The sequence below is a fragment of the [Clostridium] symbiosum genome (genome assembly GCA_036419695.1).
Taxonomy (GTDB): Bacteria; Bacillota; Clostridia; order Lachnospirales; family Lachnospiraceae; genus Otoolea; species Otoolea symbiosa_A.
In genome coordinates this window covers 815,295-838,227 of the sequence record CP143946.1, presented here as the reverse complement: position 1 = coordinate 838,227, position 22,933 = coordinate 815,295, and the positions used below count along the sequence as shown (strand labels likewise).

Sequence of the window (22,933 nt, the reverse complement as noted above, 5' to 3'; positions counted from 1 at the left end):
TTTTCCGATCTTTCACCGTCAATTTATGAACTGCCCGATATACCACTGGATCAGCTCCTGCCCCCACATCATGGAAAACCAGATTCCCATGGACAAATAGGGGCCAAATGCCAGCATGCGTTCTTTTCTCTGTATCTTCATCAAAGCCAGATGAATCACAGAACCCAGAATACAGCCGCATGCAAAAGCCAGGATGACATTCTGCCACCCCAGCAGAAGACCGGCCGCCGCCATCAGCTTCACATCACCGCCTCCCATGGCCCTGCCCCTGCTCAGGAGCAGAATCAGAAGGAGCAGTCCGCTGACGCAGACAAACCCTATCCCATATGTAAGCCAGTCCTGCCGGTTAAACCAGAGGTTCACCAGACCGGCAATTCCAATCACAATATTGCATCCCATCGGTATTTCAAAGGTACGCCAGTCTATGACGCTTAATACCAGCAGGGATGAGGCGGCAATACAGTAGCAGAGCCCCGTTACTGTAAGACCGTTTTTATAAATCAATCCTACCCATAGCAGGCCATTAGCCAGTTCTATGAGGGGATATTGAACCGATATTTTCTCTCCGCATTTCCTGCACCGTCCACGCAGGAACAGCCAGCTGAATATGGGAATTAAATCATACCATGCCAGTTTGTAGCCGCAGTTCATGCAGTGGGAATTGGTGTGGACGACGTCCTCACCTTTGGGGATGCGGTAGATGCAGACGTTGAGGAAACTGCCGATGGTGATGGCGAAGAGGAAAATAATGAAAATGTACATATCATTGTTTATAACAAGAGCATTTACTTCCATATTACAACATTTCCATTTTTATATTCTAAAAAGATTCCGAAGCTATATTTTCATACTTTGTGTTTAAAAAATAATGCCCTTTGAATTATCAGCATTTGTTGGGAAATAATGAATTAAAATATTTATGTTCATCATATCTATATAATGTCTAGTTTTATCATCATTTTACCTTGCTGGAATTTTTCGATATACGTCGTAAACTGGGAAAATATCAATATAATTAACTCAAATAGAGAAAAAATATTTTCTTTCCATTCACCACAATGGATTTCCCTTTCCTTATATTTTAACCTTTCAATGTATAAAAATAAAATAATAATGCTCTATATTATCGCATATTTGTGCATTGAAACACCGCTTCTATTATTTCTCAAGATTTGCGAACCCTCATTTTTCAATACATTTCTATTTTTATATAGTTAATCTACACTTACATAATATTTATCAATGTTGTAGGAAACAGCATGCGTCTTACCGGCGCATGCTAATTCCCCACTCCTATATCTAATTACCCGATATAAAATAAAGCAACTAAACTTTCGATTCAAATACATTTATGCGTTAAGGGGTTGTTGTATATGGTGCTCCAACAACGTCAAGCCCCTTTATCGGCTTAGCATCCTTATCTCCAGCGTAAACAGTTATTGCTAATGTATCCGCAGTAGCAAGATCAGCTGCATCTCCAGCTGGTTTATATATGACCTGCACACAAACTACTGCATTTGCCCCTGCTTTTTTAGAAGTCAGCTTCACATTAGAAGAAGTTCCTAATAAATTTTTTATTTCCTTTGTATAATCGCACGCCGATGCATCTGCTAATAACGATTCAAACTTCATTCCCTTATCGATATCCTTCAGTTTACCGCTGTCACCTGATGTCTGAGCAACAAAATCTGTATAAGCTTTTTCATCTGCCAATGCCCCCTGCATAACAGTGTAAACTGTATCCAAAGTCTGCATATCTTTCGCTTCTCTCGACTTCTCAATATACTTCATAAACTGTGGTGCCAGCAACCCTGTCAAAATGATCAGAATCGCGATCGCAATGATCAGCTCGATCAACGAGAAACCTTTGTTATTCTTTTTCTTGTTCATACCAATTTCTCCTTCTTTCTCTAAGAATTTTTCTTAAACCTTTCATTTATATGTAACTGCGTCATGTCGGGCCCACGGCGGCAGTTAGATATCGCTTACCACTTCATTATACACCTTTCGACATTATTTGCACCAACTAATTTGCGCTGTTTGTAAATAATATACGTAAGGTCGCTTTACAAAATCACTCTCTTCCAGCCTCCCAGAGCCGGATTTTTCGGGGCCATTGAAACCCAATGAAAATCCCTCTCCTGCCATCCCGGCCCTACAGATTATCCACGCTACTGTACATAGTAAGCATCGGTGTGAACACAGCTGCAATAATAGCAATTACAATAAAGGCCATAAACACGATAACAAGCGGTTCCAATGCGGCCGCGGCCTGTTCAGTTGCGGCTGTTACCTCTTCCTCATAGTACTCCGCCACCTTGTCGAGCATATTGTCAAGGCCGCCTGTTTCCTCGCCGATTCCCACCATGTGATATACCATGGAAGGAAAGACACCGCTCTCTCGCAGCGGTACGGAGAGCTGGATTCCGCGGGCCACCTGTTCTCTGGCATCGCTGACCGCCAGGCGGTATACGGTATTGTCCATTGTTTTCGCCGTGATTTCCAGGGCGTCGATGATTGGCACGCCTGCACCGAGTAAGGTGCTTAGGTTTCTGGAAAACTGGGCGCAGGCCGTCTTCTTTTTCAGTTTTCCGACCAGCGGGATTCTGAGCACCAGATTGGAGTAGACATAATCGCCGGTCTCCGTGCCTCCGTATGCCCTCAGTCCCATGACCACGGCAAAAATGCCTATTATTATAATATACCAGTAACTAGTCACAAAATCACTCATTCCCACAACTGCCCTTGTAATCGCAGGCAGCTCGGCATCCATATCCGCAAACATCGCGGAGTACATTGGAACGATATAGACTAGCATGACGATAATGACAATCAGCGCCACTACCGACAGGATAATCGGGTAAATCATTGCTTTTTTAATGATATTATTGAGTTTTGCCGTCTTCTCATAGTGGGAGGCCATCCTCTCAAAGGACAGGGACAGTTTTCCCGCTTCCTCCCCGGCCTGAACCAGGTTGACGAACATCGGAGGAAATACTTTTTCGTGATGCCGCATGCTCCCGGCCAGTGTGTCTCCCTTTTCCACGGAGGCTCTGGTCTCACGGATTGCTTCTTTGAGCAGTTTGTTGACCGTCTGCTCCTCCAGCATCTCCATCGCACGCACAATGCTGATGCCGGATTCGGTCAGTGTGACGAACTGGCGGCAGAAGATACTCATATCCCTGGGTTTCACACCCGGATTTAAAAACGGCAGTTCAAATTCTTTATCCCAGATACTGGGAGGATCGATGGAAATTACGGTGTTTCCGTCGTTCTTTAAGACCGCAATTGCGTGGGGCCTGTCGGACGCCGTGATATTTCCTCTCTTTTCCTTCCCCGCCGGGGTGATAACGTGATAACGGTAATTCGCCATTCAGCGCCTCCTTAGTATAACAGGCGTTTTTCCATTGACGCCGGATCCACCGCGTAATCGACCAGCATCTTGCGGCTGATGATACCGGCGCGGTATTTTTCCAGGAGAGCGTCGTCCATCGTGATCATGCCGGCCTTGCGGTTTGTCTGGATAATGCTTGGAATCTGATACGTCTTACCATCCCGGATCAGGCTCCTGACCGCCGTATTCACATGCATGACTTCAAATACACCGGTTCTGCCGCTTCCGTCTGCTTTAGGCAGCAGCCTCTGGGAAATAACGGCCTCCATAACCATGGAGAGCTGCACCCTGATCTGGTCCTTCTGATCGGCTGGGAACACGTCGATAATTCGGTCTATCGTCGATGCCGCGCCGATGGTATGCAGGGTGGAAAATACGAGATGGCCCGTCTCAGCGGCCGTAATAGCCGTGCTGATTGTCTCCAGATCCCTCATCTCCCCTACCAGGATTACGTCCGGATCCTCCCTGAGGGCCGCACGCAGCGCCGCCGCATAACTTCTTGTATCCAGTCCGATCTCCCTCTGGTTCACCAGTGATTTACTGTGGCGGTACAGATACTCGATCGGATCTTCCAATGTAATAATGTGGTTTCTCCTGGTCTCGTTAATCCGCTGGATAATTGAGGCCAGGGTCGTGGATTTTCCGCTTCCCGTGGGGCCTGTTACGAGAACCAGCCCGCTGTTTTTCTGGTACAGATCGATGACGGACTGCGGAAGTCCCAGTGACTCCGGGGACGGAACCTCGGTGCTCACGAGACGGAATGCGGCCGCCGTGGTGCCTCTCTGGCGGAACGCATTGACACGGAAACGTCCGAGTGCCGGGATTCCAAAGGAGAAATCCACCTCCCCCTTTTCTTCAAATATATTCTTCTGCCTCTCCCCCATGATACTCTCGACAAGGGCCTGTGTGTCGTTCCCCATCAGTCTGGGATAACCCTCCATCGCAATCAGGGCGCCGTTGACACGGACCTGGGGAGGCACTCCTACCGTTATGTGAAGGTCAGAGGCTTCCAGTTTCTTCGCCTCGCCTAAAAGTTCTGTTAAATCCATCGGTTAGTCCTCCTCGCTGGCAATCTTCTTCATCTCGTCGATCGAGGTGACGCCCTCTTTTACAAGGCGCACCGCGCTTCCTCTCAGAGTAACCATTCCTTCCTGCTGTGCAATCTCTTTTATCTTCGACGACGGCTGCATCTTGGTGATCGCCCACCTCAGTTCCGGTGTGACAGGCATCATCTCATAGACGGCGGTTCTGCCGAAATATCCGGTCTGGCTGCAAAGCTGGCATCCCACCGGATCGTAAACCGTCAGCGGTTCATCTATGTCCACTCCCAGTTTCTCCTTCTCTTCCGGAGTTGCTTCCCTGCCTCTCTTGCAACGGCAGAGTTTTCTCACAAGACGCTGTGCCACAACACCCACCAGGGCGTCCGCAATCAGGTACGGTTCAATTCCCATATTCAACAGTCTGGCGATACTGGCCGATGTACTGTTGGTATGTAAAGTACTGGCCACAAGATGGCCGGTAATGGATGCCTGCACCGCGATTTCCGCAGTCTCGGGATCTCGTATTTCTCCTATCATGATGATATCAGGATCCTGACGGAGGATGGAGCGGAGCGCCGACGCAAATGTCATATCCGCCTTCGGGTTTACCTGTATCTGGTTGACGCCGTCGATGTTGGCCTCGACCGGGTCTTCTACCGTGACAATGTTCACGGTCTCATTGTTCAGCTCGCTGAGAGCCGTATACAGGGTTGTGGATTTACCGCTTCCCGTAGGCCCTGTTACAAGGATAATCCCGTGCGGATGCGCCAGCATCTGGTCAAAACGCCTCATATCCTCGTCGTTTAAGCCAAGCTGCTTTTTATCCCTAGTCAGGTTCTCCTTGTTGGTAAGACGCATTACAATCTTCTCACCGTAAACAGTGGGGAGCGAGGACACGCGGACATCGTACTCCACGTGGTCAATCTCCAGCGTGGTTCTGCCGTCCTGTGGTTTTCTCTTCTCTGAAATATCCATGCCAGATATGATCTTGAGCCTGGCAATGATGGCCGTATAAATCGAAAGATCGTAGCTCATGGCCTCCACCAGGTTTCCGTCGATTCTGAAACGGATCCTGATTCCTTCCCTCATCGGCTCAAAGTGGATATCACTGGCTCTCTGGCGCACGGCCTGCTCAATGATGGAACGCACCATCACTACAATCGGGGATGTGTCGGTCAGGGATGCCTCTCCTTTGGCCGCATCCCGGACTGTTTCGTCCCTTCCCTGCTCCTTCTTATACTGATCCGCGACCGCGATGACGGACTGACGGCCAAAATACCGGTCAATCTGAAATGCGATCTGGCTGCTGGTACTGAGAACGGGAATCACTTTAAAGTTGGTAATAATGGCAATGTCGTCGATCGCCATAAAATCCATGGGATCCGACATGGCGACGCGAAGCATATTGGGGTTGTCTTTGTCAAAACCGATGGGTATCAGATTGTATTTCTTCGCTATCGTCTCGTTGATTGTATAGACTGCGGACTCATCCAGTTTCATGTTACGCAGCTCCACATATTCAATGTGAAGCTGATCACAGAGTATCTTTACCATGGCAAGCTCCGAGACAAATCCCATACTGATCAGCGTCTCGCCCAGTTTCGTCCCGCGAAGCCGCTGTTCCTTCAGCGCCCGCATCAGTTGATCCTCTGTAATAAGACCTTTTTGAACTAATAAATCTCCAAGGCGAATTCTTTTATTTGTAGCCACGTTCATTTCCTCCGTCCTGCAGTGATGCTGCCCTCCCATTGGAGAGTTTTTTATTCGACAGGGCAGTCCAAAAAACATTCCAATAGAATAAAAAAACTTTACTTGTTATGCAAGTAAAGTCCGGTATCACGTCAGGCGCCTATGCCAATAAGTTTTAGACCTGTATTGTTCCATTTTTCACTGCCTGATCATATTTGATCTGTTGTATATAAAATACCATATTTCAGTTAAAAAGTCCACCGTTAAGCCCGTTAAATCGTAAACAAATCGTCATAAATATTCATTTTTTTGTCAGAATTTTCCATTGTTGTGAGTTCCTTACAAAGATCGGGTTTGTCCTTCGGATACGGACAGGGCGGCCAATGGATCCGGCCGCCCTGTCTCAGTCATTTCTATATCAACTTTATTTTGGAATGTCACTCTTCCTTTGCCCAGTGATAGGCACATTTTACCGCCTTATTCCAGCCGCGGACCCTGGTTTCCCGCTCCTCTTTGCCAATTCCCGGTTCGAAAATGCAGTCGATGGCCCAGTTTCTCATGACATCTTCCGTGCTCTCCCAGTAGCCTACCGCCAGCCCCGCCAGATAGGCGGCTCCCATGGCCGTTGTCTCCACGCACCGGGGACGTCTGACCGGAGCCTGAATGATGTCGGACTGCATCTGCATCAACAGATTATTGGCGCTGGCGCCTCCGTCCACCTTAAGGGAGGACAGCTCGATACCGGAATCCGCCTTCATGGCCTGAAGGACGTCATTCGTCTGGTAAGCCAGGGATTCCAGCGTCGCCCTGATAATATGATATTTGTTGACGCCGCGCGTAATTCCTACAATCGTGCCCCGCGCATACTGATCCCAGTGAGGGGCGCCCAGACCGGTGAATGCCGGAACCACATAGCAGCCGTTGGTATCTTTCACCTTGCCGGCCATATACTCCGAGTCGGCCGAGGAATCGATGAGCCTCATCTCGTCGCGCAGCCACTGGATCGCGGCGCCCGCCACGAAAATGGAACCCTCCAGGGCGTAATTCACCTTGCCGTCAATTCCCCAGGCAATGGTCGTAACAAGCCCGTTCTTTGAATAAACCGGCTGTTCCCCGGTATTCATCAGCATAAAACAGCCCGTTCCGTATGTATTTTTAGCCTCTCCCGGTTTGAAACACGTCTGTCCGAACAGGGCAGCCTGCTGATCTCCCGCGGCTCCCCCAATCGGGATTGGACCGCCGAAGAACTGGGGATCCGCCTCCCCGTAAACGAAACTGGACGGTTTTACCTCCGGAAGCATGCACTTTGGAATATTCAGTTCTGCCAGGATCTCATCATCCCACTGAAGCGTCCTGATATTGAAAAGCATGGTTCTCGACGCATTGGAATAATCGGTCACATGGACTTTGCCGCGTGTGAGTTTCCAGATCAGCCAGGTCTCCACGGTGCCGAAGAGCAGTTCTCCGCGCTCCGCCCTCTCCCTGGTTCCCTCCACGTTGTCCAGAATCCATTTGAGCTTGGTTCCGGAAAAATAGGCGTCGATGACAAGTCCCGTCTTCTGGCGGAAACTCTCCGTCAGTCCTTTTTCCTTCAGGGAATCACAGTATTCGGAGGTCCTGCGGCACTGCCATACGATGGCGTGATATACCGGCTCTCCCGTGTTCTTATCCCAGACGATCGTCGTCTCCCTCTGGTTTGTAATTCCGATGGCTGCGATGTCAGACGCCCCGGCCCCGATTTTTGACATGGCCTCTACCGCCACGCCGAGCTGTGTAGACCAGATTTCGTTCGCATCGTGCTCTACCCAGCCCGGTTTTGGAAAATACTGCCGGAACTCTTTCTGAGCCGAGCTGCATATCTCCCCTTTTTCGTTAAAAAGAATACATCTGTTGCTGGTTGTCCCTGCATCCAGCGCCATTATATAGCCTGCCATAAAATAATCCTCCCCGTATTTTTTTCCGGAGCGGCTGGACATTGGTCAGATAAACCAGGTCTTCTGATTGGTGGAAGAGATGGCCGTGGCCCCCGCTTCGATTGCCCCGATGATATCGGCTTTGTCCGCAATCAGCCCGCCTGCAATGACGGGACATGAAACGAGTTTTGACACTTTCGTGATGATCTTCGGCATCAGCCCCGGAAGAATCTCCACCACATCAGGCTGCACGGCATGGTACTGTTTCCTGATATTGTCAAACGCCATGGAATCAATGACGAAGAAACGGAACACCGTGACCAATCCCAGCTCCTTCGCACGCTTGACAATCGCCATCTTGGTGGAAATAATTCCATCCGCCATTGTCTCCTGTTTTATAAAGTCCACCGCCACTTCTTTGCCCGAAAGGCCCGCGACCAGATCAATATGTACCATCGCCAGCTTCCCGGCATCCTTTATCATCTTCACCATCTGGGGAATCCTGATCAGATCCCCATAGAGAATAAACACTATCTGACTTTCCGATTCAAGGCACTTCTTAAGCCCCTCATCATCCTTGACCGCCGCAATTACCGGACAATCGATTAGTATATCGTTAAATGCATTCCGCATCCCGTCTCCCCCGCCTTCTTTATCTTCTGCCAGCCCTGCCTCAAAGCCCGGCCCGGAAACCCTGTGTACCGTCAACTATTTAAAGAAAAGAGCACTGTGATCGGCAGTGTTCTGCACTGTCAATAACCGGCTCCTTTCCTCTGGTAATATTCAATTTCACTCTAGCATATCGCTATGGCTTTGTCAATAAAGAGACCAGACGGGTTATTATGGGTTTGGTTGAGGAATGAGAACGCCGCCGTTAGGTCGGGGTTCGGGATGGTGAGGGGGAGGTTGTGAGTCTTCAGTCCCGGTTTTCAGGTTGTCGCGAGTGGGGAATCCGGGCAGAAAAAGTTCCTTCGGGAAACGCTCGCACTCTTCGAAGTGCATAACGGTACTAACCTCGAAAAAACCTCGGTAAGTGCCGATGAACTTCAGGTTCCCTCCGGAATCTTTTTCTCCCTTCTTCCCCACGGGAAGGTTATGGGCCGGGACTGAAGACGCGAAGGTTTTCGCCATCCCGAACTTCGGCCTGCGGCCGCTGATTTGTTCTTATTCCTTCAAAGGGGGAGAGGGTATTGTCGCTACCACAACTACATAGCGGCCGCGACAATACCTCCCTCCGCACTTGACGAAAGAGACAATCAGCCCCTGAAGCCGGCGGACGGGGCAACACCTTCCCTGAGTCTTCAGTCCCGCCGACAACCTGCCCGGGGGAAGGAAGGAGAAGAGATTCCGAAGGGGACATTGGAGCCCGCCGGTGCTTAGACGGCGTTCTTTGACGTCTTAGCATCCGCTGTGCGCTCCGTAAGCGGAAGCGAGTCCCCGTAGGAATCTTTTCTCCTGGATTCCCCCTCACCACAACCTCTAAACCGGGACTGAAGACTCATACACAACCTCCCACTCCCCCGTCCGCCGTCTTACAGCGGCGTCCTCGCATCTCAACTAATTCCCCACTTAATAGAGCAGATTCGGAATAAACATCGTCAGTATCGGAACATAGGTAACGATCAGCAGAGCCACCAAAAGGGCAATGATAAACGGAATACATTCCTTCACAAACGTCGTCAGTTCACATCCCGTAATGGAACAGCAGGTGAACATCATCGAGCCGAACGGAGGCGTCAGTCCGCCAATCATAATGTTGACGATGCAGACAAGACCGAAGTGCACCAGGTCCACGCCCAGGCCCTTTACTACGGGCACGAGCAGGGGGGCCAGGATAATCAGCGCAGCGCCTCCCTCCAGGAACATGCCGAGGAACAGCAGCAGAACGTTGATAATCATCAGCATCACATATTTATTCTGCGTAATGCCGAGCAGCAGGCCGGTCAGCATCTGCGGAATGCGCTCCCAGCTCATATAGTAGCCGAACACGTTGGCCGCAACAATGATCAGGACAACCGTGCTGGTTCCCTCGATTGTCTCTCTGAGGACAATCGGAATGTGCGCCGGACGCAGATTCTTGTAAACCAGTGTTCCGATGATAATACAGTATAAAACGGCAACGGCTCCGGCCTCGGACGGTGTGAACAGACCGATACGAAGACCCAGGATGATACCGAACGGGAACAGAAGCGCCCAGATGGAATCAATGGCCTGATGCCAGATTTCTCCGCCCGACGCCCTCTTTTCGCGGCTCGGGGCATAATGTCTTTTCTTGGAAATGATATGTACCGTAATCATCAGGCAGATTGCCATGAAGATACCCGGCATATAGCCGGCCATGAAAATCTTACCTACCGAAACGCCCGCAATCAATGCATATACAATTAGGTTGATTCCCGGCGGAATAACCGGTGTGACGGCCGAGGACGCCGCTGTGATTGCGGCCGAGAATCCCTTGCTGTAACCTCTCTTCTCCATCTCCGGAACCAGCATCTTACACTGCATGGCGGCATCGGCATTGGCGGAACCGGATACGCCGCCCATCAGCATACTGAGCAGTACGTTGACCTGGGCAAGTCCTCCCGGAAGGTGGCCTGTCAGCACATCGGCAAAGCTCATCAGCTTGGTGCTGATTCCCGCGTAGTTCATAATGGAACCCGCCATAACGAAGAATGGAATCGCAAGCAATGGGAACGACTGTGTGCTGGTGATGAATTTTTGTAAAATCAGGTCGGTCGGTGAACCGGTATTCAGCACACCGAAGTAGAAAAGTGAAGATGCAAATAATGCATATGCGATCGGAATCCCTGAGAAGTACAGGATAAATACGATAAGAACCGGTAAAAATGCCATCTACGCTTCCCCCTTTCCAAATGTGCCTGTTTTTATAATCTGCTTGATATCGTCGATTAAATGCCCCACGGAGTAAACCGATGTCAGGGCGAAACCGACAATCAGGGCCGAGCTGACCCATGCGGACGATACCCCAAGTACCGCAGTCGGTTTTATATAAGACAAGCGTACAAACACTACGCTCAGATAAAAAAGATACCCGTTGGTAAACAGCAGAACAAGATCAACTAATATCCTTACAATATTCCTCATTGTATTCGGTAACTTATTGACAAGAATGTCAACCCCAATGTGCATTCCCCTTCTGTAGCCGGCTGCCGCTCCCAGGAAAACACACCATACAAAGCAGCTTGTTGTCACCTCTTCGGTCCAGTAAAGACCGGTTTTCATAAAATAACGTAAAAATACGTTTACAAGGACGAGACTTGTTGTGATAGTAATAAAGATGGAGGCCAATATCTCTTCAAAATGTCCCAGCAGAAACTTCACTGTTTTATTCATACCATTCTTCCTCTCTTTTCAGGAACGCGCGTCACCTCCCGCGCCGAACGCGGGCTCCTGTGTGGAAATGATGACGGAGGCAAAACGCACGCTGTGCGGGCTTTTCACCTGCAATCATCAAAAAAGGAGGGGCGCCAGGCCCCTCCCTGCGCTATTCCATTATTTTGGCATATTTGCAATTGATTCTCTGAATTTTTCGTAGAGACCCGGAGTAACGTCTTTCATATTCTCATAGATAGGCGCCACCGCTTCTGCAAATGCTGCACTGTCAACTTCGTTGAAGGAAATTCCCATCTCTGTTTCCAGTTTCTGTTTTGTCGCTTCTTCGCCTTCGGAGATGTTCTTAACCATTGTCTCCGCACCCTTTGTGAACTCATCCTGGATAATGGTCTGGTATTCTGCAGGAATCTTGTTCCATACGTCTACGCTGATGTACGCGCCGCAAACGCCTAAGAGATGTTTTGTAAGAGCCATGTTCTTGGCAACTTCGGCACTGCCGTTTGTTGCGTATGCGTCAATCGTTCCTTCCAGTCCGTCCACAACGCCCTGCTGAACAGCGGAGATTGTCTCGGAGAAAGCAAGCGGTGTTGCTGTTGCGCCCATGTGGTTTAAGGTATCAACATATAACTGGCTGCCTGGTGTACGGATCTTCATGCCCTTTAAGTCTTCCGGTTTTGTGATGACTTTGTTGGTCATAAGGCTTCTGAAACCAAAGATGTAGTCAAGGGAGAGGATCTTGATTCCTTTTTCCTCTGCTCTCTTGAACATATCCTGTACTTCCGGTGTTCCGAGAAGATATTCATACTCGTCGTAGGTATTAACTAACATCGGTCCTGCCAGGATGTTGAAATCAGGCACATAGTCGCCTAAGTAGGACGGATCCTCTACGGAGATGAAATCTGCGCCGCGGACTACCTGCTCAACGCCGTCTTTGTAAGTTGCAAGCTGGCCCTGAGGATAAGTCTGGATCTCGATCGCTCCGTTTGTCTTCTCAAGAATGCTTGCTGCGATGGAATCCATCGTCTTTGTCAGCTGCTCTTCCGGTGCAAATACATGGCTCAGTTTTAATACCAGATGGTAATCGTCTGCCGGAGCTGCTGCCTCCTGGCCGCCTTCCGCCTTCGGCGCCTGTGTCTCCGCCGGTTTCTTGGAGCCGCAGCCTGCTAAGGATACACAAAGCGCTGCCGCTAATGTGAGGCTCAGTACTTTCTTCATTTTTTTCATTTTTCTTCCTCCTTATATCTTAAGGGTTTGTCCCTCAAGTCTCTCTTAGTCCTGCATCTCTTTCCTGACTCTCGTCACGCGGTCCGGATAGTTGCCGATAACGGAATCCACGCCTCTTGCGATCATGGTCCTGATATCCTCTTCCTCGTTGACCGTCCATGTGTTGATTCTGATGCCCTGGCTCTTTACTTCCGCAATGATCTCTTCCGTCATGTTGTAAAAAATCGGATGCAGGCATTCCGCTCCGGTCTCCTTCGTGTAACGGCCCGCGTCAATCAGCCACGTCTCCGTCAAAAGCCCGCATACCAGTTCCGGACAGATTTCCTTCATTCTTCTGATACTGTAATGATTGAACGATGAAATAATAATCTTCTTCTCCAGTCCGAATTCGTGAATCAGATCGTAAACCTTCTTCTCAATTCCCGGATACTCGAAAATTCCTGTCTTCAGTTCAATGTTGGTTATAATAGGCGTGTCTTTTACCAGCTCAAAATATTCCCGGAGAGTGGGAACATGCTGTGGTTCGCACTGGCCTGCAAATCTGAAAGACATATCAAATTTCTTCAGCTCTTCATATGTATAGTCTCTTACATAGCCTGTCCCGTTTACACAGGTACGATCCAGCTTTTCGTCGTGAATAATCACGACCTCGCCGTCCTTTGTCAGATGGACGTCCATCTCGATTCCGTCACAGCCCTCTGTCTGCACAGCTTTTTCAAAAGCCAGCATTGTGTTTTCCGGATAATTTCCACTGAATCCTCTGTGGGCAAAATTCTTTACCATGATACCCTCCTGCAGCTTGCGCTCCTGTTTATTTTCTCTGCTTCGACAAATGCCGCAGACCGGACGTCTTATCTTTCTCCCCGGAAAATTCAGTTTCCGGGAAAAGAAAAAAGCGGTTCGACTAAAGCAGCTCACCTAAGTGAACTGATTCTAGTTTGCGCCGCTCTCCAACTCTCTGCTTTGTATTCATTTATCGAATTTATAGTGTAATCTTAACACTATCTCAACAAATAAGCAAGCATTTTTGTAGATATCATCCAGTATTTTTTAAAATCCCTGTCAATTTATGTAAATATTGACAAATAATTAACCATATTTATTTATTCTTTTTGTTCTGCTTTTTCTTCTTTTTGCGCTTCGGCGGTTTAACCTCTTTCTCTATGTCATAGTCATCCCGTTCATCCACGCCCTTGTTATATTCCCTCAGCTCTTCCAGCATACCATCGGCCAAATCGTCGTGTTCTTCGGCATCATCGCCGTCTTCCGAGTCGTCTTCTTCCGACTGGCAGCCACCGTCTTCCTGGTCGTCATCGCAGTCTCCGTCTTCCCCGTTCTCGGAATCACAGGAATTTTCCTCTGTGTCTTCCTCATCATCCCCGGCAGATTCACAGGTCTCTTCCTGCTCTTCACACTCAGAAACAGGTGTTTTTGACAGTTTTCCGTCAATTTTTTCACACATGGTATCATGCTCCGAAGCTGCGTCCTGCTCCTCCTCAGAGTTGTCAATATCCAGCGGAAGGCCTTTCACCTTTTCCAGGATGTCGACCGAGGCGTCAAACTCCATTTTTTCTTCCTTACAGCTCTCCTCTTTCTTAAAGGCAATACTTCCCGATAAGAACAGGGACGCCTTGGCGCTGACCGGGCCAACCATCTCATAGAGTACGGAGGACGAAAGGATGATGGTCAGCATCAGGTTTCCCGTATCCGGAGGCAGAAGCCTCTGTCCGAGAAATGCCAGACCAATCGCAACGCCTGCCTGCGGAATCAGGGCAAGCCCCATGTATTTACGGATTTCCCTGCTGGTTCCCATCACCATACAGCTGAAATACGTTCCCAGGTATTTTCCTACGATACGGATGATAAAATAGGCCACACCGATGGCTCCCACCGTGGACAGGGCCGTTACGTCCAGATTCATACCGGAAACGATAAAGAAGATGGACATGACGGGAGGCGTGAAGTTATTAATCTGACGGAACAGTTTCTTGTCCCTGGTCAGATTGATGTACGCCGCGCCGAACACCATGCAGGATAACAGCGGAGAAATGTTGGCCGCAGCACAGATGCCCGAAAGTCCGAGCAGCATGGCAATAGCCAGAATCAGCCTGTTGTCTCTGCTTCTGGCTGGGATCAGCAGACGGCTTAAGAAGTAGCCACAGAAGAACCCTAGTAAAATTGCGAGCAGATTCAGCAGGATTGGGATTAAAATGTCATTGATGGATAAGGCTCCCGATGCATTTCCATTGGCAATGGCCGCCACCACACTGAATGCCAGAAGGCAGACGACGTCGTCCAGCGCCACAATCTGGAGCAGCGTATTGACAAATTCACCCTTGGCCTTATACTGGTTAATCGTCATCATCGTACTGGCCGGAGCCGTCGCCGTCGCAATCGCGCCGAGAATCAGGGCGAAATCCCAGTCCAGGCGGAAGACAAACTTTAATACCACCGTCACAAGCACGCCGGCCGTCAGGGCCTCACTGATTGTGATGACGATAATCTTTTTACCGGTCTTCATCAGCACTTCTTTTTTGAAGAATTTGCCGACTCCGAAGGCGATAAAGGCCAGGGCCAGATCGCTTACAAAACCCATGGAATCAATCATATGCTGCGGAATAAAATTCAGGCAGCAGGGGCCGATCAGTATACCCGCCAATATGTAACCGCTTACTTTGGGCAGGTTCAAGGTATTGGTCAGCCTTGTCATGATAAACCCTGCAAATAGTATAATAGAAAGTACAAGAAGCGCTTCCGTCTCCTGACTTAACTGACTTAAAAATTCCTGCATCTTAACTCCCCCTATTTATAGTCTATTGCAAAAAACCGAACTGATTCAACGCCTGCACAGTTTCTGCTCCGCGATACATTACCTGCCGAACATTACAGGAACTGTATCATTTCCCCCAGTGAATCAAAAATGGCATCCGGCATTACGGAAGATTTCTCCACATCCTCCAGCTTTGTCTCCCCGGTCAGGACCAGGAATCCCTTAGCGCCGTTGTTAACGCCGGTAGCCACATCCGTATAGATACGGTCTCCCACAAATGCCACCGCCTCTTTCTCTATTCCGGTATGGTCAAGAACCATATCCACCGTTTCTGCGAACGGTTTTCCGAGATATTTGGGCTGCACTCCCGTGGAAAGTGCAATAGCGGCGCACATGGCCCCGCAGTCCGGTATAAAACCGCCTTCCACCGGGCAGTTGATATCCAGATGGGTTGCCAGGAACACGGCCCCGTTCCTGATATAGGTGCATGCGCGTTCCAGCTTCTCATAGGTCAGCTCCGTGTCAAATCCAATCACCACCACATCGGGTGTTTTCTCTGCCCCGCTTCCCGTCCGGCCGTTCACAAGGTTGATTCCTGCCTTGGCAAAACTTTCTTCCAGCGCTTTTGTACCCATCAGATAAACGGTTTTTCCGCCATAGAATTCTTTCAGATAGCGGATTGTCACATCTCCCGATGTGACAATCTGATCTCTGGTGATATGGCAATCCATCTTCTCTAATTTATGAATATAATTCTCCGGCGACTTTGATGAGTTGTTTGTGAAAAACAGAAATTTCTTCCCTGCCGCTTCTACGGCATGTATAAACTCTAAAGCCCCGTCGAGTCTTCTGTCTCCCAGATAGAACGTGCCGTCCATATCAAGTACAAACAGCCTGATTTCCTTCAGTATGTCCCTGTTTCCGGTCATTTCCCGCTCCTCCCGTCTGTTCCTGATGATACAATATGTATGCTGCTGTTTAAACCGCCTCCACTGTCTTTGTGGCAATGACGGAAACGCCGGTTCCCGCACAGTCCTCAATGATAACGTCGCCCATATGAACCGGCGCCTTCATTCTGACCGCCCTGATTTCCTTCATGATATCGAAGATTTTCCCCTTCGGGATATCCTCTTTCGTTTTTACGGATGCTCTTGTGAGAGTTCCGCCTTCCACAACAACACTGGAAGTAACGATACGGGTCGGGTTCGTCACTTCCTTTTTGGCGTATGCCTCACCCTTTGCGCACGTATTCCCTGTTACGGTAATATTGTCTCCGTCTGTCGTAACAGTCACAGGGCAGCCCAAAGGACAGCCGATACAGATCAGATCTCTCTTTTCCATTACTCCACCTCCGTACAAATCACAATCTTCTCTAAATCAGGATAGTTTTTAAAGCTGTCTTTTTTCAGGATAACCTGCTCCATCTCTCCCGGGGCAAGGACTTTCTTCTTCCTCTTTGACACTCTCTCATCCCCGTAATATACGGATATGAAACGATCCTTGTATACGTCGGCCACGCGGAAACGCACTACCACCTGGTCATTCATATTCTGAATATCAAGCGTCTGCGGAACGGTATAGCGGACGCCGTTTACGGCTTCTAACTTTACTTCTTTTCCACGGCCCGGGGCAGTTCCGTTTTTCACATAGTCCGCAGCGTTCTTTCCCGCCAGGTTTGCTTCCTCGGAAACATAGTCCACCAGATCGTGTACGTGAAGGACATTGCCGCAGGCAAATACGCCCTCGGCCTCCGTCTGAAGGTGGTCATTGACATTCGGGCCGGAGGTAACCTGGTTCATCGAAACGCCTACGCCCTTTGTCAGCTCGTTCTCCGGAATCAGTCCTACGGAAAGGAGAAGCGTATCACAGGAATAGAATTCTTCCGTTCCCGGAACCGGCTTTCTGTTCTCGTCAACCTGGGCGATGGTAATTCCCGTCACTCTCTCTTTGCCGTGGATTTCTGTTACGGTATGGCTCAGTTTCAGCGGAATGCCGTAGTCGTCGAGACACTGTACAATATTTCTCTTAAGGCCGCCGGAGTAAGGCATCAGCTCTGCCACTACCTTTACCTTGGCGCCTTCTAACGTCATACGTCTTGCCATGATAAGTCCGATATCACCGGAACCCAGGATTACAACTTCCTTACCGACGCTGTAACCTTCGATGTTCATCAGTCTCTGTGCCGTACCTGCGGAGAAAATTCCGGCCGGGCGGTAACCCGGGATGTTGAGGGCTCCCCTCGGACGTTCGCGGCATCCCATTGCCAGGATGACGGCTCCGGCCTTGATTGTCGTAAGGCCTTCCTCTTTATTGATATAGGTCACTTCTTTTTCACTGTTGATATCGATTACCATGGTGTTCAGTCTGTAGGGAATCTTCTCTTCCATCACCATTTCAATATAACGGGCTGCATATTCAGGACCCGTCAGCTCTTCCTTGAATGTATGAAGGCCAAATCCGTTGTGGATACACTGGTTTAAAATACCGCCCAGCACATTGTCCCTCTCCAGAATCAGGATATCCGTAACGCCTGCTTTACGTGCTGAAACCGCTGCAGCGAGGCCCGCCGGACCCCCGCCTATAATTACAATATCATGATGCATCATCTTAAGCTCCTCCTATTTATCACCCTTTAACAATTCTGAACCGGCTCTGTTTTTGCAGATATCTTCCATTGATATGCCCCGTTCCTTCGCAAGGATCTCCATCGTCCTCGGTGTGCAGAATCCGGCCTGGCATCTTCCCATTCCGGCGCGCACCCTCCTCTTGATTCCGTCCAGGGATACGGCTCCGAGCGGCCTTCTGATGGCGTCGATAATCTCACCCTCACTGATATTCTCACAGCGGCAGATGATGGTACCGTATTCCGGATGCTCTTTGATAAGCTTTGCCCTCTCTTCCCGTGGAAGCTCCGCTGCCTTGATAAATCCTTTTCTCGTTGCCTTGAAATCTTCTTTTTTCTCAGCTCCAGCCGCCTCTGCAATCATTTCGGCCAGATATTTTCCAAGGGCCGGCGCACAGGAAAGTCCCGGGGACTCGATTCCCGCCGCATCGTAGAATCCCTTTGCATCCTCTGCTTCACCAATGATAAATTCATCGTTCACCTCATGGGCGCGAAGTCCAGCAAAGGAGGTGATTGTCTGTCTGAATGGAATATTTTTAACGCTTAAAACCGACTTTGAAACGGCCTCCGCCAGTCCCTCCGCCGTTGTAGCGGTAGCCTCTTTGTCATCCTGATCGATTGCCGTAGGCCCTACCAGCAGATTGCCGTGAACGGTCGGGGATACCAGGACGCCTTTTCCGTATTTGCCCGGTAGCTGGAAGATGGTATGGGACACATGATTTCCCGCCTCTTTGTCAAGCAGGCAGTAATCGCCTCTTCTGGGGATAATCTGAAGCTTCTTCTCACTTACCATGTTGTGGAATACGTCGGCGTAAACACCGGCTGCATTTACCACATATTTTGTTTCGATCTCACCGTCCGCCGTGATTATCCGGTAGCCGAAATCCGTTTTCTCAATCCGGACCACCTCGGTATTCATCCTGAATTCCACGCCGTTCTCATACGCATTCTCAGCCATCGCAATGGTCAGGCCGAAAGGACATACGATTCCGCCCGTAGGAGCATAGAGGGCGGCAACCACCGTCTCACTCACATTCGGTTCCTTAGCTCTCGCCTCGTCCCCTGTGATAATCGTAAGGTCCGGAACTCCGTTTTTCACGCCTCTCTCGTACAATGCTTCCAGGGACGGCATATCACTTTCGTCAAAGCAGAGCACCATGGAACCATTGCGTTTGAAATCGAATTGTAAATCCTTTGAAAGCTGCTCCATCATTTCATTTCCCTGCACATTCAGTTTCGCCTTCAGGGAACCGTTGGCCGCGTCATATCCCGCATGCACAATGGCGCTGTTGGCCTTGGAAGTGCCTGAACAAACGTCTTCCTCGCGTTCCAGCAGGCAGGTGTGGAGATTATACCTGGATAATTCTCTGGCAACGGAACAACCTGTCACGCCGCCACCGATTACAACTACATCATAGATACAACTGCTCATTCTTCTTCTCTCCTTTTACATTTGTTATGACGGCGCCGGGCGGATAACCCGGTTCGTCCACCGTCAACGGCAGCAAAAAGTATGTTTTACAGACTTTTTTACTGCCAATAAACAAAAAGAGTAAGGAAACAAAGCGTCCAAAGACACTTGATACCTTACTCTTATCTCTCATAGGCTTTTATTTATTTAACCTTATTTTAACCAATTTATGATTTAATGTCAATATTTATTTAGTTGGGATGTGAGGACGCAAGGACACCTCTGTAAAATGGCGGACGGGGCGGAGAGACGCATGGGTGAGCCTTCGGTCCCGGTTGAAAGGATATGGCAAGGTTGAATCCGGGAGAAAAAATCCCCGCGGGGACCCGCTCCCGCTTGTGAAATGCAAAGCGGATGCTAAATCAACCAGAACAGGCGGAATTTCTCCCGTATCCGAAGAAACGTAGTGGCCGCTCCAGTCCCCTTCCCACTTGAAGAAATAGAACAGTTCAGCCGCCGCAGGCCGGAGTTCGGGATGGCGAAAACCTACGCGTCTTCAGTCCCGGGCCATAACCTGCCTGTGGGGAATCCGGGAGAAAAAGATTCCGCAGGGAACCTGGGAGTTCATCGGCACTTACCGAGGTTTTTTCGAGGTTAGTGTCCGCTATGTACTCCAAAGAGCGCAAGCGTTTCCCGCAGGAACTTTTTCTGCCCGAATTCCCCACCCGCGACAACCTAAATCCCGGGGCTGAAGACTCATAATCCCCCTCTCACCATCCCGCCCCCCGACCGTCCCGGCGGCGTTCTCCTTCTTCAACTTATTTTTTCCCATTATAGATATGCCCAAGCCACATCGCCACGCCGACAAATACGCCGCCCAGGATATTCCCAATCGTGACCGGGATTAAATTCTTCACAATGAAATTCCCCCAGGTCAGCATGGACAGATCCAGGCCTGCTTCGGCCGCTTTTGCCGCGTAAGCCGGCACATGGGATGCGAAGATCCCGGCCGGGATATAGTACATATTGGCAACCGAGTGCTCAAATCCACAGATAACGAAGGAGGCGATTGGAAGGAAGGTTCCGAAAATTCTTCCGCATACATCCTTGGCCTGAAGGCTGCATAATACGGCAAAGCAGACAAGTACGTTGCAGAAGAAGGCTAAAACGACTGCATTGCCTGTCGGCAGTGAGGCCTTGGTGGCGGCCAGCTTCATCGTAAATACGGCGAGCCCGCCGCCGGAGTAATTCATCTGTCCGAAATATGCGCAGCCAAATGCTACGATAATGCTTCCGATGAAGTTTCCTATATAAACAAACAGCCAGTTTTTAAGCATCTTGGCCACTGTCGTTTCTTTTGCCAGGACGGAAATGCTGATCAGGCAGTTCCCGGTGAACAGCTCTCCTCCCATTAAAACAACGAGTGACAGTCCGGCCGGAAACAGAAGGCCGCAGATGATACGGGCTGTAGAAACGTCCGTAATTGTGTGGGCTGCCGTATTGGTGACGGCGGCTCCTAAAGCGATAAACATACCCGCCAGTATCCCCAATACCAGCATCCTGAAAATAGATAATTCCGATTTTTTCTTACCGGCGGCTGCAAAATTCATTACAACTTCCGGAGCAGTAAAAAGATTCATAATATTCCTCCCCTGTTCGGCAATAGAAAATCCCTGAATGGCTCTTAATATGCCTTCAATTATAAGAAATGACACCGCAGAAAAGAATTTCTGCGGCATCATTCATGTTACACTCTAATCTATACACTGCCTGTATCTGTACTTTTGAATGTACTCCCAGTCCTTAAAGAACTGATTCGGTTTTTAGAACAGACCGGAAATCTTTCCTGTCTCATCTACATCGATCTTCTCTGCAGCCGGAACTTTTGGAAGACCCGGAAGAGTCATGATGTCGCCTGTGAGGGCTACGATGAATCCGGCGCCTGCGGATACCTTCAGGTTACGTACGGTAATCTTGAATCCACGTGGTGCGCCTGTCAGTTTCTGGTCGTCGGAGAAGCTGAACTGTGTCTTAGCCATACAGATTGGCAGGTTGCCGAATCCAAGCTCGGTCAGTTTCTTTGCCTGTTTCTTTGCAGATGCAACCAGCTCTACGCCTTCGCCTCTGTAAATCTTTGTTACGATTGCATTTAATTTCTCTTCGATGGAGAGGTTCTCGTCGTAGCAGAACTCAAAGTTGTTCTCTGTCTCGCAAAGACGTACTACTTCTTTTGCCAGCTCCTCGCCGCCTTCGCCGCCCTTTGCCCATACTTCGGAAAGTGCTACGTTAACGCCCAGCTCCTTGCACTTGTCAGCGATAAGCTGTAATTCTGCCTCGGAGTCGAATGGGAAACGGTTGATAGCAACGACACAGGGAAGACCAAATACTTTTGTGATGTTCTCTACGTGCTGTAACAGGTTTGGAAGACCTTTCTCAAGTGCTTCCAGGTTCTCGTTGTTGAGCTCTGTCTTAGCAACTCCTCCGTGATGTTTCAGAGCGCGTACGGTAGCTACAACTACAACTGCGGACGGTCTGAGACCAGCCTTACGGCACTTGATATCAAGGAATTTCTCTGCACCAAGGTCAGCGCCGAAGCCTCCCTCTGTTACCGTGTAATCACCAAGCTTTAATGCCATCTTTGTAGCGATAACGGAGTTACAGCCATGAGCGATGTTAGCGAATGGTCCGCCATGGATAAAGGCAGGTGTATGCTCCAGAGTCTGAACCAGGTTTGGTTTCAGGGCATCTTTTAACAGGGCTGCTGCTGCGCCTGCTGCCTTTAAGTCGCCTGCTGTTACAGGCTCATCATCGTATGTATAGGCAATGATCATCTTTGAAAGACGCTCTTTTAAGTCTGTGATGTCGTTTGCAAGGCAGAGAACTGCCATGATCTCACTTGCAACGGTAATCTCATATCCGTCTTCACGTGTGAAGCCGTCTACTTTTCTTCCAAGTCCGTCAACGATGTTTCTTAACTGACGGTCGTTCATATCTACAACACGTTTCCATGTGATTCTCTTCGGATCAATGCGGAGTGCGTTGCCCTGGTAGATGTGGTTGTCAAGCATTGCTGCAATCAGGTTGTTTGCTGCGCCGATTGCGTGGAAATCGCCTGTGAAGTGCAGGTTGATGTCTTCCATCGGAACTACCTGAGCGTATCCGCCGCCTGCTGCTCCACCCTTAACGCCGAATACCGGTCCCAGGGACGGCTCACGAAGAGCTACGGTTACGTTCTTGCCAATTCTCTTTAAGCCGTCTGCAAGGCCTACGGTTGTCGTTGTCTTTCCTTCACCGGCTGGTGTTGGTGTGATAGCGGTAACGAGAATCAGTTTTCCGTCTTCTTTGTCTGTTTCTTTTAACAGGTTGTAGTCAACTTTTGCTTTGTAGTTTCCGTACTGCTCTAAGTATTTCTCGTCAATGCCTGCTGCTTTGGCGATCTCACGGATGTTTAACGGTGTTGACTCCTGTGCGATTTCGATATCTGTTTTCATGATATGTTCCCCTCCATCGATTTA

19 protein-coding genes are annotated in these 22,933 nt (G+C 49.4%); all 19 read right to left on the bottom strand.

The window, feature by feature from the left end; genetic code table 11:
• Positions 1-18: 18 nt before the first annotated feature.
• The 19 genes from V3C10_03855 to V3C10_03765 all read right to left on the bottom strand — a co-directional run bounded on the left by V3C10_03855 (position 19) and on the right by V3C10_03765 (position 22,909).
• The gene (locus tag V3C10_03855; protein WVP62973.1) at positions 19-795 is read right to left on the bottom strand and encodes a prepilin peptidase; all 777 of its coding nucleotides are present in this window, start codon (positions 793-795) and stop codon (positions 19-21) included.
• 561 nt (positions 796-1,356) lie between these two features.
• Positions 1,357-1,890 carry a prepilin-type N-terminal cleavage/methylation domain-containing protein gene (locus tag V3C10_03850; GenBank protein ID WVP62972.1) on the bottom strand — a complete coding sequence of 178 codons (534 nt, stop codon included), beginning with the start codon at positions 1,888-1,890 and terminating at the stop codon, positions 1,357-1,359.
• 265 nt (positions 1,891-2,155) lie between these two features.
• Complete coding sequence (locus tag V3C10_03845; GenBank protein ID WVP62971.1) at positions 2,156-3,373, bottom strand: type II secretion system F family protein; 1,218 nt, start codon at positions 3,371-3,373, stop codon at positions 2,156-2,158.
• 11 nt (positions 3,374-3,384) lie between these two features.
• On the bottom strand, positions 3,385-4,443 hold the full coding sequence (locus tag V3C10_03840) for a type IV pilus twitching motility protein PilT (protein WVP62970.1): 1,059 nt from the start codon (positions 4,441-4,443) through the stop codon (positions 3,385-3,387).
• Positions 4,444-4,446: 3 nt separating this feature from the next.
• Positions 4,447-6,150: an ATPase, T2SS/T4P/T4SS family gene (locus tag V3C10_03835; GenBank protein WVP62969.1), complete on the bottom strand. Its 1,704-nt coding sequence runs from the start codon at positions 6,148-6,150 to the stop codon at positions 4,447-4,449.
• A gap of 410 nt (positions 6,151-6,560) precedes the next feature.
• Positions 6,561-8,057, bottom strand: a complete 1,497-nt coding sequence (glpK, locus tag V3C10_03830) for a glycerol kinase GlpK (protein ID WVP62968.1) — start codon at positions 8,055-8,057, stop codon at positions 6,561-6,563.
• A 45-nt stretch (positions 8,058-8,102) separates the two neighbouring features.
• Entirely contained in the window at positions 8,103-8,669 is a 567-nt protein-coding gene (locus tag V3C10_03825) for a glycerol-3-phosphate responsive antiterminator (protein WVP62967.1), read from the bottom strand.
• Positions 8,670-9,412: 743 nt separating this feature from the next.
• Positions 9,413-9,538: a hypothetical protein gene (locus V3C10_03820; protein WVP62966.1), complete on the bottom strand. Its 126-nt coding sequence runs from the start codon at positions 9,536-9,538 to the stop codon at positions 9,413-9,415.
• 67 nt (positions 9,539-9,605) lie between these two features.
• Positions 9,606-10,889 carry a TRAP transporter large permease gene (locus V3C10_03815; GenBank protein WVP62965.1) on the bottom strand — a complete coding sequence of 428 codons (1,284 nt, stop codon included), beginning with the start codon at positions 10,887-10,889 and terminating at the stop codon, positions 9,606-9,608.
• Complete coding sequence (locus V3C10_03810) at positions 10,890-11,390, bottom strand: TRAP transporter small permease (protein ID WVP62964.1); 501 nt, start codon at positions 11,388-11,390, stop codon at positions 10,890-10,892.
• Positions 11,391-11,549: 159 nt separating this feature from the next.
• A complete protein-coding gene (locus tag V3C10_03805) occupies positions 11,550-12,614 on the bottom strand; it encodes a C4-dicarboxylate TRAP transporter substrate-binding protein (GenBank protein ID WVP62963.1) in 1,065 nt (354 codons plus the stop codon).
• 45 nt (positions 12,615-12,659) lie between these two features.
• Positions 12,660-13,397 carry a glycerophosphodiester phosphodiesterase gene (locus tag V3C10_03800; GenBank protein ID WVP62962.1) on the bottom strand — a complete coding sequence of 246 codons (738 nt, stop codon included), beginning with the start codon at positions 13,395-13,397 and terminating at the stop codon, positions 12,660-12,662.
• A 316-nt stretch (positions 13,398-13,713) separates the two neighbouring features.
• Positions 13,714-15,405, bottom strand: coding sequence for a cation:proton antiporter (locus tag V3C10_03795; protein WVP62961.1), 1,692 nt, complete (start codon positions 15,403-15,405; stop codon positions 13,714-13,716).
• A gap of 92 nt (positions 15,406-15,497) precedes the next feature.
• Positions 15,498-16,313 carry an HAD-IIA family hydrolase gene (locus tag V3C10_03790; GenBank protein WVP62960.1) on the bottom strand — a complete coding sequence of 272 codons (816 nt, stop codon included), beginning with the start codon at positions 16,311-16,313 and terminating at the stop codon, positions 15,498-15,500.
• A 49-nt stretch (positions 16,314-16,362) separates the two neighbouring features.
• Positions 16,363-16,725 carry a DUF1667 domain-containing protein gene (locus V3C10_03785; protein WVP62959.1) on the bottom strand — a complete coding sequence of 121 codons (363 nt, stop codon included), beginning with the start codon at positions 16,723-16,725 and terminating at the stop codon, positions 16,363-16,365.
• Entirely contained in the window at positions 16,725-17,990 is a 1,266-nt protein-coding gene (locus V3C10_03780; protein ID WVP62958.1) for an FAD-dependent oxidoreductase, read from the bottom strand. The genes V3C10_03785 and V3C10_03780 overlap by 1 nt, the downstream gene beginning before the upstream one ends.
• Positions 17,991-18,002: 12 nt before the next feature.
• Positions 18,003-19,439 (bottom strand): NAD(P)/FAD-dependent oxidoreductase, encoded by a 1,437-nt coding sequence (locus V3C10_03775; GenBank protein ID WVP62957.1) that lies wholly within the window; start codon positions 19,437-19,439, stop codon positions 18,003-18,005.
• A 797-nt stretch (positions 19,440-20,236) separates the two neighbouring features.
• Positions 20,237-21,058, bottom strand: a complete 822-nt coding sequence (locus tag V3C10_03770) for a formate/nitrite transporter family protein (GenBank protein ID WVP62956.1) — start codon at positions 21,056-21,058, stop codon at positions 20,237-20,239.
• A gap of 183 nt (positions 21,059-21,241) precedes the next feature.
• A complete protein-coding gene (locus V3C10_03765) occupies positions 21,242-22,909 on the bottom strand; it encodes a formate--tetrahydrofolate ligase (GenBank protein ID WVP62955.1) in 1,668 nt (555 codons plus the stop codon).
• Between the last annotated feature and the right edge of the window lie 24 nt (positions 22,910-22,933).

Bases quoted from the DNA above. Each gene is read 5' to 3' on its own strand.
- V3C10_03820 (WVP62966.1), bottom strand. From the start codon at position 9,538: ATGAGTCTTCAGTCCCGGTTTAGAGGTTGTGGTGAGGGGGAATCCAGG.
- V3C10_03845 (WVP62971.1), bottom strand. From the start codon at position 3,373: ATGGCGAATTACCGTTATCACGTTATCACCCCGGCGGGGAAGGAAAAG.
- V3C10_03840 (WVP62970.1), bottom strand. From the start codon at position 4,443: ATGGATTTAACAGAACTTTTAGGCGAGGCGAAGAAACTGGAAGCCTCT.
- V3C10_03835 (WVP62969.1), bottom strand. From the start codon at position 6,150: ATGAACGTGGCTACAAATAAAAGAATTCGCCTTGGAGATTTATTAGTT.
- V3C10_03850 (WVP62972.1), bottom strand. From the start codon at position 1,890: ATGAACAAGAAAAAGAATAACAAAGGTTTCTCGTTGATCGAGCTGATC.
- V3C10_03855 (WVP62973.1), bottom strand. From the start codon at position 795: ATGGAAGTAAATGCTCTTGTTATAAACAATGATATGTACATTTTCATT.
- V3C10_03785 (WVP62959.1), bottom strand. From the start codon at position 16,725: ATGGAAAAGAGAGATCTGATCTGTATCGGCTGTCCTTTGGGCTGCCCT.
- V3C10_03825 (WVP62967.1), bottom strand. From the start codon at position 8,669: ATGCGGAATGCATTTAACGATATACTAATCGATTGTCCGGTAATTGCG.
- V3C10_03765 (WVP62955.1), bottom strand. From the start codon at position 22,909: ATGAAAACAGATATCGAAATCGCACAGGAGTCAACACCGTTAAACATC.
- V3C10_03800 (WVP62962.1), bottom strand. From the start codon at position 13,397: ATGGTAAAGAATTTTGCCCACAGAGGATTCAGTGGAAATTATCCGGAA.
- V3C10_03780 (WVP62958.1), bottom strand. From the start codon at position 17,990: ATGATGCATCATGATATTGTAATTATAGGCGGGGGTCCGGCGGGCCTC.
- V3C10_03770 (WVP62956.1), bottom strand. From the start codon at position 21,058: ATGAATCTTTTTACTGCTCCGGAAGTTGTAATGAATTTTGCAGCCGCC.
- V3C10_03775 (WVP62957.1), bottom strand. From the start codon at position 19,439: ATGAGCAGTTGTATCTATGATGTAGTTGTAATCGGTGGCGGCGTGACA.
- glpK (WVP62968.1), bottom strand. From the start codon at position 8,057: ATGGCAGGCTATATAATGGCGCTGGATGCAGGGACAACCAGCAACAGA.
- V3C10_03795 (WVP62961.1), bottom strand. From the start codon at position 15,405: ATGCAGGAATTTTTAAGTCAGTTAAGTCAGGAGACGGAAGCGCTTCTT.
- V3C10_03790 (WVP62960.1), bottom strand. From the start codon at position 16,313: ATGACCGGAAACAGGGACATACTGAAGGAAATCAGGCTGTTTGTACTT.
- V3C10_03815 (WVP62965.1), bottom strand. From the start codon at position 10,889: ATGGCATTTTTACCGGTTCTTATCGTATTTATCCTGTACTTCTCAGGG.
- V3C10_03810 (WVP62964.1), bottom strand. From the start codon at position 11,390: ATGAATAAAACAGTGAAGTTTCTGCTGGGACATTTTGAAGAGATATTG.
- V3C10_03805 (WVP62963.1), bottom strand. From the start codon at position 12,614: ATGAAAAAAATGAAGAAAGTACTGAGCCTCACATTAGCGGCAGCGCTT.